Below are 18,375 nucleotides of genomic sequence, written 5' to 3'. Positions count from 1 at the left end.
CCAGCCTACCGATGCAGGCTCAAAGACCCTGCGTGCGGATACCCGAGTATGCACGCGGTGCGTACTGCAGACGTAGGGGAAGTAGATGCCAGAACCGATCGGTCAGTGTCAGGAAGCGGGCGAACCAGAAGTACATTCGTTCGTCGCGCGGCGTCCACTCCCATCCGAGGGTTTCGCGCGCCTTCTCCGGCATCAGTGCCTTGCCGATCCAGTTCGCCACTGCCATCGTGGGGCGCGAGGAGAGTTTCCACAACCACGTCGGCACCTTGGGAGCAGGTGCGATGCTGTGCTCGGAGATGCGCGTCGACCACTTCGTAGTGTGAGTGTTGATCAACTGGTTGTCGAGCATGTCTTCCCAGTACGCGCGAAAACTCGCGTAATCGTCGAAAGCGGGTCGATCGGTGAGACCGTAACAACGCCACCAGGTTACGGCCTCACGGACTAGCTGGTCCTTCTGCTCCGGTGTGAATTTCTTGTACGCGAATCGTTCGTTGAAATCGAGTATCACCTCGAAGAACGTGACGTGTGTCCACCAGAAAGTGTCAGGAGCGAGGGCGTGGTAGCGCCCGCCGGTTTCGTCTATTCCTTTGAGATCGGTGTGGAAATTGCGAACGAGCGTGCCTGTGCCCTTTTCGGTCCGGTCGTACACGACGCCGTAGATGGGAGGCAGTGAGCGGAACAGGCGGTCGAGCGGGTTGTCGAAGAAGTTCGAATGATCTTGCAGCGCTCCACTTACCGCGGGGTGCATGTTCTGCAGCGTTCCTGCGCGTCCGAGATACAGCAGGCCGCGAATGTCGCCGAAGTGTGTCCACGTCAGGGAACCGGGGCCGATCGGATCGGCTCGTAGTTCCCGGGGCACTGGTAGTTCCCGGGGCTTCGGTTGTTCCCGGAGCTTGGGTCGACGAGTGCCGGTGTCCGCATCGCTGCTCATCTGGTTGGCCTCCGCATGCGCTCATGTGACAACGGTTGTTGTCACATGATGACTTTTGCTGCGCCACGCGAATTTGTCAATGGATTCGGCAAGATCTGCCCGAAAACAACTCCGGCCCCTCACCTGCAACAGGTGAGGGGCCGGAAGAGTGAAGCGGTCGGACTCAGGCGTATTCGTAGAAGCCGCGACCGGTCTTCTTGCCGAGGCGACCGGCGTCGACCATGCGGCGAAGCAGCGCCGGCGGAGCGTAGTGCGGTTCTGCGAATTCCGCGTACAGGGACTCCGCCGCTGCGAGAGCGATGTCGAGACCGACGGTGTCGAGGAGCGTCAGCGGGCCCATCGGGTAGCCGCAGCCGCCCTTCATGGCCTCGTCGATGTCTTCTGCTGTGGCATAACCGGATTCGAGCATCCGGACGGCCTGGCACAGGTACGGGATGAGCAGGGCGTTGACGATGAAGCCCGAACGGTCGCCCGCGCGAACCGTCTTCTTACGCAAGGTGTTCTTTGCGTAGTCGGTGACGGCGAGGACGGTCTCTTCGGACGTCGTGAGGCTGACCACGATCTCCACGAGCGGCATGACCGGCACGGGGTTGAAGAAGTGAACGCCCACAACCTGGCCGGGGCGCGAGGTGGCCTTGGCGATCTTGATGACGGGGATCGACGAGGTGTTGGTCGCCAGAATGCCTGCAGGCTTGACAATCTTGTCGAGCTTGCCGAAGATCTCGTACTTGAGAGTTTCGATCTCGGGAGCCGCCTCGATCACCAGATCGCGATCGGCGAACTCTTCGATGTCCAGGGTGACGCGAACGCGTGCGATGGCGGCGTCGGCGTCTTCCTGGGTGATCTTGCCCTTGGCTACGCCGCGGTTGATCGACTTGGCGATCCGCTCGCGAGCGGCGGCCGCAAATTCTTCTTTGGTTTCGAGCACCAGTACCGAGCTACCGGCTTTTGCACAAACTTCGGCAATGCCGGCACCCATGGTGCCGCCGCCGATTACGCCTACGAGTTCCACGATTCTCCTCAAGATTCTTCAGACAGGGGACAAGCCCCCGTGCGCGGTTAAGGAGTCTATGGACTGCCTAACCGCGCACAGGGCCGGAGGCCCTACTTCAGCAGCGCACGCGACATCACGACGCGCTGAATCTGGTTGGTGCCCTCGTAGATCTGCGTGATCTTGGCGTCGCGCATCATGCGCTCGACCGGGAAGTCGGTGGTGTAGCCGGCGCCACCGAACAGTTGCACGGCGTCGGTGGTGACCTCCATGGCAACGTCCGAAGCGAAGCACTTGGCGGCAGCGGAGATGAAGCCGAGGTTCTTCTCGCCACGCTCGGCGCGAGCAGCGGAGGTGTAGACCATCAGACGTGCGGCTTCGACCTTCATCGCCATGTCGGCGAGCATGAACTGAACAGCCTGGAAGTCGCTGATGGACTTGCCGAACTGTTTGCGGTCCTTGGTGTATGCCAGTGCTGCGTCGAGTGCACCCTGGGCCAGGCCGACAGCCTGTGCGCCGATGGTGGGACGCGTGTGGTCGAGGGTCTCGAGAGCCGTCTTGAAGCCGGTGCCCGGTTCGCCGATGATGCGGTCGCCGGGGATGCGGCAGTTCTCGAAGTACAGCTCGGCGGTGGGGGAGCCCTTGATGCCGAGCTTCTTTTCCTTCGGTCCGACGACAAAGCCCTCGTCGTCCTTGTGGACCATGAAGGAGGAGATGCCGTTGGCACCCTTGTCGGGATCGGTAACAGCCATGACGGTGTACCAGGTGGACTTGCCGCCGTTGGTGATCCAGCACTTGGAGCCGTTGAGGATCCAGTCGTCGCCGTCAGCCTTCGCGCGGGTACGCATCGAAGCGGCGTCGGATCCCGCTTCACGCTCGGACAGTGCGTACGACGCCATTCCGCCGTTGACGAGGTCCGGGAGCACCTTGGACTTGAGCTCTTCGGAACCCTTGAGGATCAGGCCCATGGTGCCGAGCTTGTTCACGGCGGGGATCAGCGAGGAGGAGCCACAGACGCGGGCAACTTCCTCGATGACGATGCAGGTGGCGACGGAGTCGGCGCCCTGGCCGTCGTAAGCCTCGGGGACGTGGATGGCGTTGAAGCCCGACGCATTGAGAGCGGTGAGCGCTTCCTCGGGGAAACGTGCGTTCTCGTCGACGTCCTTGGCGTACGGCGCGATTTCCTTCTCGGAGAGTCCGCGGATAGCAGCCCGCAGTTCGTCGTGCTCTTCGTTCAGCGCGAAGAGATTGAAATCCGGGTTTCCTGCCATGGGAACGCTCCTTGGTGAAGGTGGCTTGAAGGCGGTCGGCGCGGCTCCGGCATTACCCGCGAGATTCGCGGACAGTCCGGTGCCAATGACTCCAGTCAAACACGGCACTGAGTGCCAGGTCAAGGGATGGCCGTGTGAAGTTTCCGTGCACGAGGAGTGTCAGCCGAGTTGTTCGTGGATCCTTCTGCTGATCTCCTCGGCGGAAGTACCCGGGGTGAACGCTACTACCAGCACAGACTTTGATTCTGGCGTGCTGGTCTTGGACCCGGGGGCCACGCCGTACGTCCGCCGAACGTCGAGAAGCGCCTGGCTCAGCGCTTCGGCTGTGGCGTCCTCGTCGCCCTTGATCATGCTTCGCAAGAGGTAGTTGTGGCACGCGGTGACAGCTGCGGCAAAACCGACAACCTCGAGGACGGGCTCGCGGGGAACAGCGCTGCGCAGGTAGTCGACGAAGAGGCGCTCGTAGCGGAATCCGGTGACGAGCTCGCGGTCGCGAAGTGCCGGGACATGCTGTACGACGCGGTATCGCCGCATCGACAGGTCACGGTTCCGTCGGAAGAAATCGAAGACGAGTCCGGCCGCCTCGCACACGGACGCCCAGGGGTCGGCGGAATCGGACGCCAGGAACTCGGCGACGTGTTCGAGGAGGGATTCGTGATCGGCGAAGATCACGTCTTCCTTGGAGCGGAACTGCCGGAAGAACGTCCGACGTGACACGCCGGCGGCAGCGGCGATCTGCTCGACGGTGGTGGCTTCGTACCCGTTCTCCGAGAACAACCGAATCGCTTGAGACGCGACGTGGACCCGAAACTGTGCGGGGTCAGTTCCGGGCAAGTCTGCGCGTTCACTCATGGGGACAAGTATTGCGCCTGTGAGCGCGCTCCCGGTGCGACGGGCGGGATCGAGGTGCCGGACCGTTCTGTCTCAACGGTGTGCGGTGGATGTGAATTGGTAGGTTGCCGCCTCGACGATCTCCTGGGGGGAGATAGCGATCTCCTCGTTCAACCATGCGGTGACCAGCTCGGCGAGGCCGCCTACAAAAAGTAGTCCGTTGATCTGACCTTGACGAGGTGGCCAAGCTCGGTCGCCGTACATTCGCGTGGCTTCGTCCGCGACCATCTGGGCGAAGCCGTGCAGTACTGCGCGTCGGTGTGTACGCAGGGGTTCGTATGCAGCGGATTCGATCATCGCTACACGGCCCTTACGGGGATCGTCGGTGAGGATGGTGACAAACGACGCGATGGCATCTCGTACGCGCTGCTCGAGCGTCCCGTCGCTCGCTCGTAGTGCGGCCAGACCTGCGTCGCGGACTTCGTCCGCAATCCTGTCCAGGATCTTTTCCAGCAATTCGTCTCTGCTGGAGAAACTTTCGTAAAAGTATCGTTCCGTCAACTTGGCCTGAGCGCAGATAGCGGTCATCGTGGCGCCGCGATTGCCTGCGGCCGCGAATATTTCCATCCCTGCCTCGAGCAAGCTCTCGCGCCGCAGCGCCGAGCGCTGATCGCCGCTCAGGCCGGCATATCGACGCGAGTTGGGAGGAGTCATAGGTCGATATTGACAGACGCATCAGTGTGACGCAGACTACTGTCAATCTGACAGGAGTCACTGTCAGATTGAGCGAGAGTAGAGGTCACAGTGCCCAAGATCCTGGCTCGTCCCCCGATGAACTCGCCATTGCACCCGATTTCGGGTCGTTCCGGGCTGCCCCTGGTCGGGCATGCGCTGGCATACATTCGCGATCCACTCGCTCTGATGCAGGAGAACTGGGATCGATTCGGCGAGGTGTCCTGGTTCTCCATGGTCGGTCGGCGATGGATCGCTGTACTCGGACCTGACGCGTGTCAGGAGGTGCTGCAGAACAAAGATCGGGCTTTCGTCAACAGCGACGGCTGGTCGGTGCTGATCGGTCCCTTCTTTCACGGTGGGCTTATGCTGCTCGATTCCGAAGAACATTTACGACACCGTCGAATCATGCAGCAGGCGTTCACTCGATCACGACTCGAGAAGTCTGTCGACGTTCTCAACCCGGCAATCGACTCGGCACTCGACGCATGGTCTCCCGCTGACGGATTCCGTGCCTACACGGCGCTGAAGACACTGACCCTCGATCTCGCCACCGACATTTTCATGGGCGGGGCGGAAGGAAGCACCGAGAGCGAAATATCCTCGGTGAAGAAGGCTTTCGTCGATTGCGTCCAGGCAGCAACGTCTCTGGTCCGCTACCGCGTGCCGGGGACGCGATGGAAGCGAGGGCTCGACGGCCGCCGGGTCCTGGAAGACTTCTTTCGTCGTTACCTGCCGGCGCGTCGAGATCTCGAAACCGATGATCTGTTCTCCGTGCTCTGTCACATCGAATCCGAAGCGGGACAACGCTTCAGCGACGACGAAGTGATCGACCACATGATCTTCCTTCTGATGGCCGCACACGATACCTCGACGATCACCCTTTCCACGATGATGCAATACCTGGGTCAGCACCCAACGTGGCAGGACAAGTGCCGGACAGAATCGCTTGCACTGGGGACCTCGATGCCGAGTTATGCAGATCTCGACGGGCTGAGCAGTCTTGATCTGGTGATGAAGGAATGCCTCCGGCTCGTCTCTCCCGTACCGGTCATGGCGCGGCGAGCGGTCCGCGACACCCAAGTGCGGGGTCACTTCGTACCTGCGGGAACGTATGCTTCTGTCGCCCCTCACTTCACGCACCACATGGCGCAGTACTGGCCTGATCCCGAGCGTTTCGATCCCGAGCGTTTCGCCGAGAATCGACGCGAAGACAAGGTTCATCGGTACGCGTGGGAACCGTTCGGCGGTGGAGTGCACAAATGTCTGGGAATGCACTTCGCCGGCGCCGAGATCAAGGCAATCATGCATCACCTCCTCCTGCGCTTCGACTGGAACGTCGACGCCGATTACGTCGCCCCGCTCGACTTCACGTCCTTACCGTTCCCCTCCGACGGTCAACCTGTCGATCTGCGTCGGCGCTCCATTCCGGTGCGCTGAGCCCCTACGTCCGAGTTACTTCGACGCCCGCAGTTCGAACTTGAGAACCTTGCCGGTCGGGGTGCGAGGAAGGTCGAGGGGGAAGACGATGTCGCGGGGAACCTTGTACCCGGCCAGCAAGGTGCGGGTGTGGTCCACGATGTCTTCTGCGGAAGCCTGTAACCCCTTGCCCAGCACCACGAATGCTTTCGTCCGCTCGCCCCACTTCTCGTCCGGAACGCCGACGACTGCCACGTCGATCACGGCGGGGTGGCTCATGATCGCCTGCTCCACCTCGACGGTGGAGATGTTCTCGCCGCCCGAGATGATGATGTCCTTCGCGCGGTCCTTGAGCTGGATGTAACCGTCGGCATGCATGACGCCGAGATCCCCGGAATGGAACCAGCCACCGGCAAACGCTTCGGCAGTCGCTGCCTCGTCGCGGTAGTACGCCGTCGAGGCAAAGCTTCGGGCATTGGCGTCGCCGATTCCCTCCGCGAACACTCCAGCCGTGAACGCCGTTGTCTTGTCGCCACGCGAGCGGGAGGTGATGGGGTACGTCGCTCTCGGACTACGAAATGCCGAGATCGCCGAGAGGTTGTCCCTGAGCGTCGAAACGATCAAGACGTACATGCGGAATCTGATGGGAAAACTCGACGTCCGCAGTCGTCACGAAGCGGTCGTGGAAGCGCGGCGGCATGGCTTGATTCTGTGAGGGGCTTGATTCTCTGATCGGTCCCGCCAAGCGGAATTTCGAAACTGCGTCGCCGCCCCGGTTGATATGACGGTCCTCACTATCGGCAGAGTTCTACACGAGTGATGAGGGCATCGATGCAGGATTTGTTCGACAACAACGACATGACCGGCCTGGCCGAAGCAATCAAAAGTGGCGACGTCTCCGCCAAGGAAGTCCTCGAGTTCAGCCTGGACAGGCTCGACGAGCGCAACCCGGCAGTCAACGCAGTGATCAGTGAGCGGCGCGAGGAAGCGCGCAACGAGGTATCAGGCGGCCTGCCGGAAGGTCCACTGCACGGCGTCCCGTTCGTGATCAAAGACCTCGGCATGGACGTCGCAGGACTGCCGAGCACCAATGGATCTCGATTGTTCGCCGACGCTGTGGCAGAAAAAGATTCGACGCTGGTCGAGCGCTACCGCGAGGCTGGTCTTGTTGTCGTCGGCAAGACGAACACCCCGGAGTTCGGCAAGAACGCGAGTACCGAGCCTGCGCTGTTCGGGCCCACCCGCAACCCGTATGCACTTGATCGTTCGCCCGGCGGATCTTCCGGTGGCACGGCTGTAGCTGTTGCCGTCGGGATCGTGCCGGGCGGCCATGCCAGTGACGGTGGTGGATCGATCCGTATTCCCGCATCGGCCTGCGGCTTGGTAGGCCTCAAGCCAAGCCGTGGACGCACTCCGACGACACCGGCGCGCACGCTCTTCTCGTCGCCGATGAGTGTTCATCACGCACTCACCCGAAGTGTCCGCGACACCGCGCTGCTTCTCGACCTGTCCGCCGGACCGACGGTTGGCGATCCTTACGTGATCCTGGCGCCGAAGCGGCGGTACGTCGAGGAAGTGGGTGCGGATCCCGGACGGTTGCGGATTGGTCTGAGTAACGCGCTGCCGGACGGCACTCCGGTGGACCCGGAGTGTGGGACCGTCACAACCAGTGTTGCCGGCCTGCTCGAAGAACTCGGTCACGATGTCACCGAGGGTGCCCCGAACTTTCCGCTCGATGCGCTTACTGCCGGGCTGTCCGTGCTGATGGGAATTCCGATGACGATCGAGGTCGACGAACGACTCGAGGCGCTGAACCGCGCAATCCGCGACGACGACCTCGAGCCGACGGCTCGGATGATCTACGACCGCGCGAAGTCCGAAACTGCGACGAACGTCGTCAAGGCGTTGCAGGAACTCGAGCGGGCAGCCCAGGTGATCGGTGCGTTCTTTGTCGATCACGACCTGTTGCTGACGCCGACGATGGCTCGGCCGGCCGCGCCGCTTGGTCTGCTCGATACGGCAAATCCCATGTCGATCTGGGAACACTCGGCCGGATACAGCGGCTTGACCAGTCCATTCAACAGTTCCGGTCAGCCGGCGATTTCCTTGCCGATGGGTCACGACTCGGCCGGCGTTCCGATCGGCGTGCAGTTGGTCGGCGCGTTCGGGCGTGAAGATGTGCTGATACAGGTGGCGTCGCAGCTCGAAACGGCCCGTCCGTGGTCCATTGCGCCGGTGTGGCCGCCGGTCCCAGCGTAGCGCGCGCGGTCGTCCGAGCAGGGGAGGACGTCAGGCGATGACGCGAATCGGCCACTGGCCGTTCACATCTGCCACGTCCCTCCCCTGGCTGAGAAGATACTCGGCGAAATCACGCTGGCGCTCGGCGTGCCAATCGGCTTGATCGACCATGAGATCGAGTCCCAGGATGTCGGGGAACCGAACGGCCAGCTCGCGGGCCAACGCTGCCGCTGCTTTGGCATCGGCCTCAGCTTCGTGCGCTGACTCCAATGAAATCCCGTAGTGCTCGCACACTGCCGCGAGCGTTCGTTTGCCCTTGCGGAAGGTGTCCATGGCGCGATCGATCACGTACGGATCGATGACCAACCCCGGAACGAAGGCGGGCTTGCCGATGCGCAGACCCTCGGCATGCATGACCGTCAGATCGTAGGAGGCGTTGAACGCCACGACAGCGTGATCGCGCACCCAGGAATTGTGCAGAGCCTCGCGGATCTCTTCGTAGCCTTCGGAGTAGTTCTGGCCGTGTTGCGCCGCGAACTCGGTGCTGATGCCGTGAATGGCCGAGGCGCCGGCGGGGATGTCGACGCCGGGATCGAGTAGCCACGTGCGTGTTTCGACACTCGAACCGTCGATCACCGCGACGCATGCACTGACGATACGAGCGGTCGACGGATCTCGTCCCGTGGTTTCGAGGTCGAACGCGCAGATCGGGCGATCGGACCAGCTACTCATCGGGGGCCTTTCGGTGCGGTACATCATGTCCGAATCACTATGCACCGCCCTACCGACACAAACGACAAACAGTCACCTCCGCCGGGTGAGGGCGGAGGTGACTGCAGCTGACGTAGTGGAAACCTACAGAATTTCGGTTCCGACGGTGAAGCGCTCCATGACGTCCTCACGCGGAGTCACACCGAAGCCCGGTCCCTGGGGCACGGCGATGTGGCCGTCCTCGATGACAAACGGTTCGGTGATGTCTTCCTTGTAGAAGCGATCGGACGCCGAGATGTCGCCGGGCAGTGTGAAGCCGTCCAACGCCGCGAGAGCTGCGTTGGCGGCGCGGCCGATTCCGGTCTCGAGCATTCCGCCGCACCACACCGCAATACCGTGCGCCGAGGCGAGATCGTGGATTCGCTTGGCTTCCAGGTATCCACCGACACGGCTCGGCTTGATGTTGATGACCGAAGCGGCACCGAGCGTGATGGCGTCCGCCGCATCCTTGGCCGACTCGACCGACTCGTCGAGGCAGATCGGAGTCGAGAGGGACTGGGCAAGCTTGGCGTGCTGCACCAAATCGTCCTCGGCCAGCGGCTGTTCGATGAGTAGCAACGCGAATTCGTCCAGGCGACGCAGCAGCTGCGCGTCGACAAGGGTGTACGCGGCATTCGCGTCGACCTGCAAGGGGACGTCGTAGCCGAACTCCTTGCGCACTGCTGCCACAGGTTCGATGTCCCAGCCCGGCTTGATCTTCAGCTTGATTCGCACGTAACCCTGGGACAGGTAGTTGCCGACGGTCTCGAGCAACTGCGGAATGCTGTCCTGGATACCGACGGATACACCGGACGGAACCCGCGTGCGAGTGGCCCCGAGGTACCGAGCGAACGACTGTCCGCGAGCACGCAATTCCGCGTCGAGGATTGCCATTTCGATGGCCGACTTGGACATCTGATGACCCACGATGGGATGAAGCACGCTGCCGACGGTCTCGGCCGAGAGCGGCTGATCCGACTGCGACTTACGCAGCGTAGGAACGAGATACTCGCGCAGCATCGCTCGCGCTCCGGCGGTGTACTCCGAGTTGTAGTACGGATCGCTCAGCGAGCCGCACTCGCCCCAGCCGACAGTATCCACCGGGCCGTTGGGACCCTCGGTGGTGCCACTCACCTTCAGGACGAGGGTGTTGCGCTCGAGCTGGGTGCTGAATGACGTGGTGAAAGGGGAGACGAGAGGGATGCGCAGTTCGCGCAATTCGACGGACTCAATGTGCATGGACTTGCTCTTCTCCGGTTGTCTCGCAGATTTTCGTGAACATGTAATAGCCACTGGGGTCGAAGCCGGTAGATTGCCATTCCTTCGAGGCGATCAGTGGTTCGAGGTACTCGCGAAGCGCGTGTCGCCAAGCAAAGGCGGAGGCGCGGTCGACGGTTCTCAGATGCTCTATGTCTCTGGGTATTCCGACTGCGATGTCGATGCAGTCGGGTGGGATCGGGAGCATCCGAGGTGTACCGTCCTCGGTGGGTTGAAGCACCTTGAATGTATCATCTACGGCCACAGTAGAACTCGGAGATCCATCGGCGTCGAGATCCCAACTGACCAGCATTCGGTCGCTGGCGTCGCCGGCGTTGATACCGTCTGCCATCGATCCGTAGAAATCCGGATTGTATTCAGCCGGTTCGGCACCGAGACGCTGGATGTTGAAATAGGCATTTCGTGCGACGAGTGGATCGAAAGTCCAACGGATCGTTCTGACGCCGCGCTCGATACACCAGTCTCGCTGATGATGCTTCAGAGCGCGGCCGATTCCCTTGCCCGCATGCCCCGGTAGAACTCCGGCAATATGTGAGTGCAGAACCTCGCCGAGAGGCTCGACGAAGAATCCGACGCAACCGCCGATCATTTCGCCTTCGGAGAAGGCTCCCACCACGTAGTGACCACCGTGATGAAGTGCAACCAACATCGCCGTGCCGAAATGAGCCGGTCCGGGACTGGTAGCCCAGATCTCGTCGAAAACGGCAGACAGATCGGCTATTTCGCGGGTGTCGACCAGTTCTCGAAACTCAACCGCTTTGCTTTTCGACACGAGGGCCCCCTTCAGACGTGATCGAACGAATAAGGCCCGCAACCAACGCCGTTCTCGGGGCGATAGCGGACACGAGCGCATGCTCGGTCTCGGCGTGTGCACCGCCGCCGACGCCACCGAGGCCGTCGAGGGTGGGGATGCCGATGCCGGCAGTGAAGTTTCCGTCCGAGGCTCCGCCGACGGCGAGGCCGACGGGAGGAGTCAGATCATGCTCGAGCGCAACACGTTCCGCCAGGGAAAGCAACGGTGCGGACATCGCTGCTTCGAGGGGAGGCCGGTTGACGCCACCCGAGACCGTTACTACTGCTTCGGGGTGGATTGCCTGCAGGGCTCGGATATTCGAATCGACCCGCTCCTGCTCGGCGGCGCTGGTTGCACGCACGTCCACGTCGACAAATGCTTCTGCCGGAACCGTGTTGGTGGTGGTTCCGGCTGAAATGACGGTCGGCGTGACGGTGGTTGCCTGCGCGGGAGAGGACAAGTCGTTGATCGCGATCACGAGACGAGCCAGCTCGACTGCCGAGTTGATGCCCTTTTCCGGTTCCAATCCCGCATGCGCAGCGCGGCCGGCAACATGGATCCGATACAGCGACACTCCCTTGCGGACGGTCTTGAGTTCACCGCCGTCGCCGCCGGCCTCGAGGACGAGCACCGCGCCTGCAGCAAGTTCCTCGATGAGGGACCGCGACGTGGGTGAACCGATTTCTTCGTCACCGGTTACGAGGAGTGTGATTCCGTCGAGTGCATCGTCGCCGTGCAACTCTCGGACGATGGCGAGGGCGTGGATTGCCTGAACGACACCAAGTTTCATGTCGAGGCCACCCGGGCCTCGAAGTGCTCCGTCGGTGACTGCTGCGGCCAGGCGCGTCAGGGTGCCGATCGGCCACACGGTGTCGTGGTGACCGAGCAGCATCAGCCGCGTCGGTGAGCTGCCGAAACGGGTCACCAGATGGGTTCGGCCTTCCCTCACTATCGACTCCGGTGTAACGCCGAGTCGTTCGTGGACAAGGTCTGACGTCCATTTCGCGCTGCGGGCAACAGCTTCGAGATCGTGGGACGGCGACTCGACTTCGATGAGCGCGATGGCGTCCTCGAGGATCTGAGGAAGTTGGCGCTCGGCCAGATCGCGGAGAACGGTCATCGGTTGTTCACTCGCGGATATGCGCGGCTTCCGACGTGTAGCAATTGTGTACTCCCGTTGTCGGAGAAAGTGATCCGAATCCAACCTGATGTTTGAGGAAGTTGGGTCGCGAATACTCCAGGGTGAACTTCGATCAGGCTGAGAGAGGCGGACTCTGCAGTTTCGGCGTTGATCGAAGGGTCGATGTGGTCGGTGCGGCGGGCTGTCAGGGAACTGCCGGTCCTTTCCAGGACAAAATCGGCGGCAGCATCGCGATACAGACCGCACAGCGCATCGAGTTCCTCGGGTGAGGACGTGATGCGGGTGTGGGGGTCACCAGGCGAGAATGCCGGTGTCACGGCAACGCCGCCGATGGAACCGATCACCTCAGTCAGAAGATCGCCCGAGAGAGCGTCCATTGCTCCGCCGTTGGCCATGAGGGCCACAGCCATGCCGCAGGACGGGACCACCCGCAAGAACGACTGCTGGCCGAGGGTTCCGCCGTTGTGGCCATGGGCCAGTGCCCCGCCCCAATTGTGCAGCAGCCAAGTGGTTCCCATGATGTCTGCAGACGACACGTCACCGATCTGGCGGCGCTCCTCGAGCATCGCCAGATGAGTGGAACGCTGAAGCAGAACCGGATCCTCGCGCATCGAATCCTGCGCGAACAGGAGTAGATCTTCGGCTGTGCTGTTGATGAGACCAGCGGGACCCATCGAACGAGGGATGAGGAATCGTGGTGTCTGCTCGAGATTGTCCGCGCCGCCGACGTGTCCGACTGCAGCACGGTGCAGTGCCGTCTCCTCGGGCAGAGTCGTGGTCTTGGTCAGGCCGAGCGGCTCGATGATCCGCTTGCGCAGAACCGCGTCCCAACTCTTACCTCGCAGAACCTCGATGATTCGTCCGGCGATGACGAAGCCGGTGTTGCAGTACGACCAATCGGTGCCGGGGGCGAAGAGCTGCACCGTCGATGTCAGGGCTGCGACGTATCGCTCGACGCAGTCGTCGCCGCGTCCGCCGTCGATGAAGACGTCACCGTCGATGCCACTGGTATGAGTCAACAGGTGGCGAGTCGTGACCGTTTCGGTGGCCACCGTGTCGGCAACCGCGAAGTCCGGCAGTATGTTCCGGACAGGTGCGTCGAGGTCCAGTAGTCCTTCTTCGACGAGTTGCATGATCAGTGTGGCCGTCCAGACCTTGCTGATCGAACCCATCTGGAACAACGTGTCAGGCGTTGCCGGCACACCGGTGCGGGTGCTGACGACACCGGAAGTGACCACGGTGCGGTCGAATCCGCTGCGACCTGTGGTCAAAATTCCCAGCGAGGCACCGGGTACTCCGTACTTCGCGCTCAGGGTGTCGAGTCGGTACTGCCAATAGTCGGGTTCGACTGTGATGAGTGCCGGCGTGGGGGAGAGGTGACGCTCGAGCCACTCGACCAGCCTGGTGTTGTAATCCAGTCGGTGGGAAAGCCGACCCGTCAACACAAAGGCATGCGACGCGTCCGGGTAGACCACCAGTTCGGTCGGGGTGCCGGCCAAACGCAGCCCACCGAACCACTGTTCGGCCTGGTTGACCGGGCAGCGGACGTCGCTGCCGCCGTGAAGTATCAGCGTCGGTGTCGTCACCTTCGCGACTCGCCCCAACGGCGAAAGTTCCTCTACCCGAGATGACTGCGGGTCGAATTCGACGGTCTGCAGCAAGATGCCCTCGTCCGAGGGGCCCGCCGTGTTCGCGATGTCGCAGACAAGGCCACCGGCGACTGCGACGGCAAACCGATCGGTGACCGACGTCAGGGCGCACGTCATGAATCCGCCGTAGCTGTAGCCCGTGAGCACCAGTTGTTTCGGATCGGCCATCCCTTCGGCGACAAGGGTTTCGACCGGTTCGAGCAGGTCAGCGCGATCCGCCTCGCCCCAGCCGTCCCGCACACCGTCGAAGAAATCGTTCCCGTAGCCGTCACTTCCACGCGGATTGATCATCAAGACCGTGTAGCCGAGCGCGACCAGTTCCGCGTGGTATGCGTGCATCACGGTAGGCGTTCCGGTCCAGGCATTGTGTGGTCCGCCGTGGACGTCCAGAACCAGCGGACCGGCGCCCGTGACGTTCGGGTCGCGCAGGATCCAACCCTGAACACGGGTGCCGTCGCTGATGTCGAACCAACGCTCGGTGGCGACTGGGAATGCGACGGAAGTTGTCAGTTCCGTGTTCAATTCGGTGACGGTCTCGACGGCGGTGGTCTCGAGGTCGATGACGGCGACCTCGCCGAAGGACGTCGCCGTTGCCAGCGCGACGACGGCCCGCCCGGAGGCCAGGGAAAGGCCGGAGACCACTGTCTGCTCACCGGTGAGAAGCGGTGAGACGGAGCCCGTCCGGAAATCGACCTTGTGCAGTTCGGTGGAACCGTGGTTGCGGATGCAGAAGACGACGTCGCCGTCGATGGTGAAACTCGGTGCGCCACCGGGATACCCGGTCCCGCCCGGCATGACGTTTCGATCGAGTTCTGCCGTCAGGCTGCGGTCTTCCACCCGATGGTCTCGGTGCAGGACAAGAAGTTCGTTGTTGTGAATGATCGGCGTGTGCCAACCGACTGCTACGACGGCATCGCCGGCAGGTGTCCATGCAAGAGGGCCGCCGATGCCGCGTGCGTGCCCCAATTTCCGCGGAGCTGAGCCGAGATCAGTCAGCGATACGGTCCAGGCGGAACTCGCTCGCGTCAGATCGGCGTCGCCGTCCATCGCCGCAGTGAAAGCCAATTCAGTGCCGTCGGGACTGTACGCGGGATGCGAAGCGTCCCAATCGCCGTCCGTCAGTTGCCTAAGCGAGCCGGCCGCCAGATCGAACTCGAACAGGTGCGCACGAACGCGGCCCCGGACGCCGGATCCGTCGACCTTGTAGTTGAGTCGTTTCGTCACCAAGAGACGTGACGAGCCGGCGGCAGTGCGGTCGACCGGAGCGCTGAAGGCGATCCGAGCGCCGTCGGGAGAGAACACCGGTGCCCCGGCGCCGAGTGGGAGCTGTTCCGAGGCGGTCATTTGAATGGCGGGTCCGCCGGTGGCATCGACCTTCCACAGTTGCGGTGTGCCCGAGGAATCCGGTCGTACGAAGACCAACAACGTGGATACGGGGTGCCAAGCAGGGGAGGTGTCGGCCGGTCCCGCGGTGAGCTGTAGTTGCGGGGAAGCCAGCCAGATCGAATGCTCATTGGTGTCCGCGGCCGGATTCGCTTCGGTACGTACGTATGCAATGCGTCCCGAGACGGACACCGCTATGCCGGTCGGTGTGACCACGGACGCGTAATCCTGGATACCGGCCGAACGACGTTCTTCGGTCCGGGATACGGCAGCAGGGGATTCGAGAGTAGTCGGTGTTGTCATTGGAACATCGGCTCCCCGAATGTCGGGATCGCAGACAGCAGCTTGGCCGTGTACGCCTCCTTGGGCGAATCGATCACGTCGAGAACCGGTCCGTGTTCGACGATCTCGCCGCCGAGCATGACTGCGACGTGGTCGCAGACGTAGCGGATCACCGCGAGATTGTGACTGACGAACAGAACCGTCAGACCCAGCTGCTTCTGCAGATCCACCAAGAGATTCAGAACGGCGCCCTGTACGGATACGTCTAGAGCAGAGGTGATTTCGTCGGCAAGCAGGACTGCTGGTGCAGCAGCCAATGCCCGCGCGAGAGCCACACGTTGGCGCTGACCACCCGACAACGACGACGGGTATTCGTGCGCCTTCTCCACCGGCAGTTGGACGGTGGCGAGGAGTCGAGCGACCTCGGCAGCGCGGTCACCGCGGCTGCGGCGAGCTTTGTCACGACGCTCGGTGGACCGCAACGCCTCGGCCAAGGACTGGCCGATGGTCATTCTCGGATCGAGGCACGAGTACGGATCTTGGAAGACCATCTGTATCCGGTGGCGCAGACGAGCCGTCGCGCCTCGGGCGTGAGCGACGTCTACACCGTCGAGAAGGATCTGGCCCGAACTTGGTTCGGCCAGGCCGACGGTTGCTCGCGCCAGCGTCGACTTTCCGGAACCCGATTCACCGACGAGGCCGACGACCGATCCGGAGGGGATGTCGAGGCTGACGTTCTTGACGGCATGGAATTTCTTGGAACCGTTTCCCAGATGGACGTTGACGTCGCGAAATTCCAGCCTGCTCATCGGATCTCCTCTGCAACTGCCATCAGCTCATCCAACTCGATGTCTGCGGTGCTCGCTTCGATGTCGAGACTTTCCACCTGCCAGGCTTCGTCGACGGTGGCGAGCGGCTTGTCGCGATCGGTGGTCATGGTGGGGACCGCGGCGATCAGCGCGCGGGTGTACGGGTGTCGTGCACGACCGGCGATCAGGTCGTCGACCGCGATGTCTTCGACGATCTCTCCGGCGAACATGACCAGGACACGGGTGCACATGCCGGTGATGACGGCCATGTCGTGCGAGATGAGAAGGATTGCGGCGCCGGTCTCTTCGCGAACCTCGTGCAGCAGTCCGAGGACCTCACGCTGAACGGTCACGTCGAGTGCCGTGGTGGGTTCGTCCGCGATGATCAGAGCGGGCTTGCCCATCAGACCCATGGCGATCATCGCGCGCTGACGCATACCGCCGGAGAACTCGTGGGGGTACTGCTTCGCGCGGCGGGGGGCGTCGGGGATCTTGACGGCGTTCAGTCGCTCGACTGCCGCCTTCTTCGCGTCGGCCTTGCTCATACCTTCGTGGAGCCAACCGATCTCGGCGACCTGGTATCCGACCTTCAGAGACGGATTCATGGACGACATCGGATCTTGGAACACCATCGCCATGCGCGTGCCGAGTTGACGGGCAACCTTGCGTGAAGCCGAATTATCCGGCCGCTTGCCGTCTTTCATCAGCACGGTGCCGTCGAATTCGATGAGGCCGGCGTCGACCACGGTGGGGTAATCGGTGAGCTGCGCGATCGCCATGCAACTCAGCGACTTTCCGGAACCCGATTCGCCGACGATGCCGACGGTTTCGCCGCGGTGAACGGTGAAGCTGATGTTGTCGACCGGTCGGCGCCAGTCGCCGCCGGCAGGAACTGCGACGGACATGTTGCGAACGGTCAGTACCGCGTCTTCGTCGCTGGGCGTCGAATCCGTCTGAGCTGTAAGTGCATTGATCGGCTTCCACTTCGGCAGACGACTGCTGATCGGGCTGCGAACTCCCGCGCCGCGAGCAATAGCCTCGCCGAGCAACGTGAAGGTCAAGCCGGCGAGCACGACGGCGACGCCGGGGGCGAGTGCGGTGGCCGGGTTGACGAAGATCTTCGACAGACCTTCGTTGAGCATCCGGCCCCAGTCGAACGCGGGTGGCTGAATGCCCAAGCCGAGGAACGAGAGTCCGGCAAAGACCACAAGACCGCTGCCGACGGCGATGCTGGCGTTGACGATGAGTGGTTCACGGATGTTGGGGAGAATGTGGCGGAACAACAACCCGGGCTTGGTGACGCCGAGGATGCGTGCTGCGTCGATGAAGTCGCGTCCGTTGACCGACGAAGCCAGCGCGTACGTCAACCTCGCGAACGGCGAGGCCAGGGCGAGACCGATGGCGATCACCGCGCTGCCCGCACCCTGTCCGAGAACGACCAACAGGAAGATGGCCAGAAGGAGACCGGGGAACGCGATGGCGAAGTTGAGGAATGCCACGACCATTCGTCCGACCCACCGGGGAGCGAGCGTCGGGAGCGTACCGAGGATCAGGCCGAGTGTCACACCGAGTGCTACGGCTCCGAGCGCCATGACTACCGACAGCCTCGCGGCCGTCATCGTGCGCGCGAAGACGTCACGCCCGCCCGCGTCGGTACCGAAGATGTGCTCGGAACTCGGTCCCTGAGACAGTGCCTTCGGGTTGGCCGCGACGGCGGCGTCACCCCAGATCATCGGTCCGAAGATGACGAGGGCGATCAGAGCGGTCAGGAAGGTGAGGGCCAGGATTCCCAAAGGGGTGCGGAACGTTCCGACAATCCAGTGTCGTTGTGGAGGTGTCTTGGGGGCCGCAGTGGGGGCCGTAGGTGAGGTGCTCAA

At 62.5% G+C, this 18,375-nt stretch carries 14 protein-coding genes and 2 pseudogenes; 3 read left to right on the top strand and 13 right to left on the bottom strand.

Annotation, left to right across the window (positions count from 1 at the left end; genetic code table 11):
* Positions 1-19: 19 nt before the first annotated feature.
* From QM716_RS05020 to QM716_RS05000, 5 genes are all read right to left on the bottom strand, one after another.
* Positions 20-931 (bottom strand): oxygenase MpaB family protein, encoded by a 912-nt coding sequence (locus QM716_RS05020; protein ID WP_283302758.1) that lies wholly within the window; start codon positions 929-931, stop codon positions 20-22.
* 163 nt (positions 932-1,094) lie between these two features.
* Entirely contained in the window at positions 1,095-1,943 is an 849-nt protein-coding gene (locus QM716_RS05015; RefSeq protein WP_283302757.1) for a 3-hydroxybutyryl-CoA dehydrogenase, read from the bottom strand.
* A gap of 92 nt (positions 1,944-2,035) precedes the next feature.
* Complete coding sequence (locus tag QM716_RS05010; protein ID WP_003939784.1) at positions 2,036-3,193, bottom strand: acyl-CoA dehydrogenase; 1,158 nt, start codon at positions 3,191-3,193, stop codon at positions 2,036-2,038.
* Positions 3,194-3,352: 159 nt separating this feature from the next.
* Positions 3,353-4,045 (bottom strand): TetR family transcriptional regulator, encoded by a 693-nt coding sequence (locus QM716_RS05005; RefSeq protein ID WP_283302756.1) that lies wholly within the window; start codon positions 4,043-4,045, stop codon positions 3,353-3,355.
* Positions 4,046-4,117: 72 nt separating this feature from the next.
* Positions 4,118-4,738, bottom strand: a complete 621-nt coding sequence (locus tag QM716_RS05000; RefSeq protein WP_283302755.1) for a TetR/AcrR family transcriptional regulator — start codon at positions 4,736-4,738, stop codon at positions 4,118-4,120.
* Positions 4,739-4,828: 90 nt separating this feature from the next.
* Between QM716_RS05000 and QM716_RS04995 the strand changes: the two genes are divergently transcribed.
* Positions 4,829-6,196 carry a cytochrome P450 gene (locus QM716_RS04995; RefSeq protein ID WP_283302754.1) on the top strand — a complete coding sequence of 456 codons (1,368 nt, stop codon included), beginning with the start codon at positions 4,829-4,831 and terminating at the stop codon, positions 6,194-6,196.
* A 15-nt stretch (positions 6,197-6,211) separates the two neighbouring features.
* Here the strand turns inward: QM716_RS04995 and QM716_RS04990 are convergent.
* A pseudogene (locus QM716_RS04990) lies at positions 6,212-6,625 on the bottom strand (AMP-binding enzyme); the annotation flags it as partial.
* Between the two features lies 1 nt (position 6,626).
* Between QM716_RS04990 and QM716_RS04985 the strand changes: the two are divergent.
* Together QM716_RS04985 and QM716_RS04980 are read left to right on the top strand one after the other, a co-directional pair.
* Positions 6,627-6,890, top strand: a pseudogene (locus QM716_RS04985) (response regulator transcription factor); the annotation flags it as partial.
* Positions 6,891-7,006: 116 nt separating this feature from the next.
* A complete protein-coding gene (locus QM716_RS04980) occupies positions 7,007-8,434 on the top strand; it encodes an amidase (RefSeq protein ID WP_283302752.1) in 1,428 nt (475 codons plus the stop codon).
* A gap of 30 nt (positions 8,435-8,464) precedes the next feature.
* Here QM716_RS04980 and QM716_RS04975 read toward each other — a convergent pair whose 3' ends face one another.
* From QM716_RS04975 to QM716_RS04945, 7 genes are all read right to left on the bottom strand, one after another.
* Positions 8,465-9,145, bottom strand: a complete 681-nt coding sequence (locus QM716_RS04975; RefSeq protein ID WP_283302751.1) for a 3'-5' exonuclease — start codon at positions 9,143-9,145, stop codon at positions 8,465-8,467.
* A 123-nt stretch (positions 9,146-9,268) separates the two neighbouring features.
* Positions 9,269-10,402, bottom strand: coding sequence for an o-succinylbenzoate synthase (menC, locus tag QM716_RS04970; RefSeq protein WP_283302750.1), 1,134 nt, complete (start codon positions 10,400-10,402; stop codon positions 9,269-9,271).
* Entirely contained in the window at positions 10,392-11,213 is an 822-nt protein-coding gene (locus QM716_RS04965; RefSeq protein ID WP_283302749.1) for a GNAT family N-acetyltransferase, read from the bottom strand. The genes menC and QM716_RS04965 overlap by 11 nt, the downstream gene beginning before the upstream one ends.
* On the bottom strand, positions 11,191-12,354 hold the full coding sequence (locus QM716_RS04960; RefSeq protein ID WP_283302748.1) for a M20/M25/M40 family metallo-hydrolase: 1,164 nt from the start codon (positions 12,352-12,354) through the stop codon (positions 11,191-11,193). The genes QM716_RS04965 and QM716_RS04960 overlap by 23 nt, the downstream gene beginning before the upstream one ends.
* Positions 12,351-15,710: a serine hydrolase gene (locus QM716_RS04955; protein ID WP_283302747.1), complete on the bottom strand. Its 3,360-nt coding sequence runs from the start codon at positions 15,708-15,710 to the stop codon at positions 12,351-12,353. Before QM716_RS04955 ends, QM716_RS04960 begins: the two co-directional genes overlap by 4 nt.
* Positions 15,707-16,498, bottom strand: a complete 792-nt coding sequence (locus QM716_RS04950; protein WP_283302746.1) for an ABC transporter ATP-binding protein — start codon at positions 16,496-16,498, stop codon at positions 15,707-15,709. The genes QM716_RS04955 and QM716_RS04950 overlap by 4 nt, the downstream gene beginning before the upstream one ends.
* Positions 16,495-18,375, bottom strand: a complete 1,881-nt coding sequence (locus tag QM716_RS04945; protein WP_283302745.1) for a dipeptide/oligopeptide/nickel ABC transporter permease/ATP-binding protein — start codon at positions 18,373-18,375, stop codon at positions 16,495-16,497. Before QM716_RS04945 ends, QM716_RS04950 begins: the two co-directional genes overlap by 4 nt.

This window comes from Rhodococcus sp. IEGM 1409, from assembly GCF_030056735.1.
Taxonomy (GTDB): domain Bacteria; phylum Actinomycetota; class Actinomycetes; order Mycobacteriales; family Mycobacteriaceae; genus Rhodococcus_F.
This window is presented reverse-complemented; position numbering and strand designations above follow the sequence as displayed.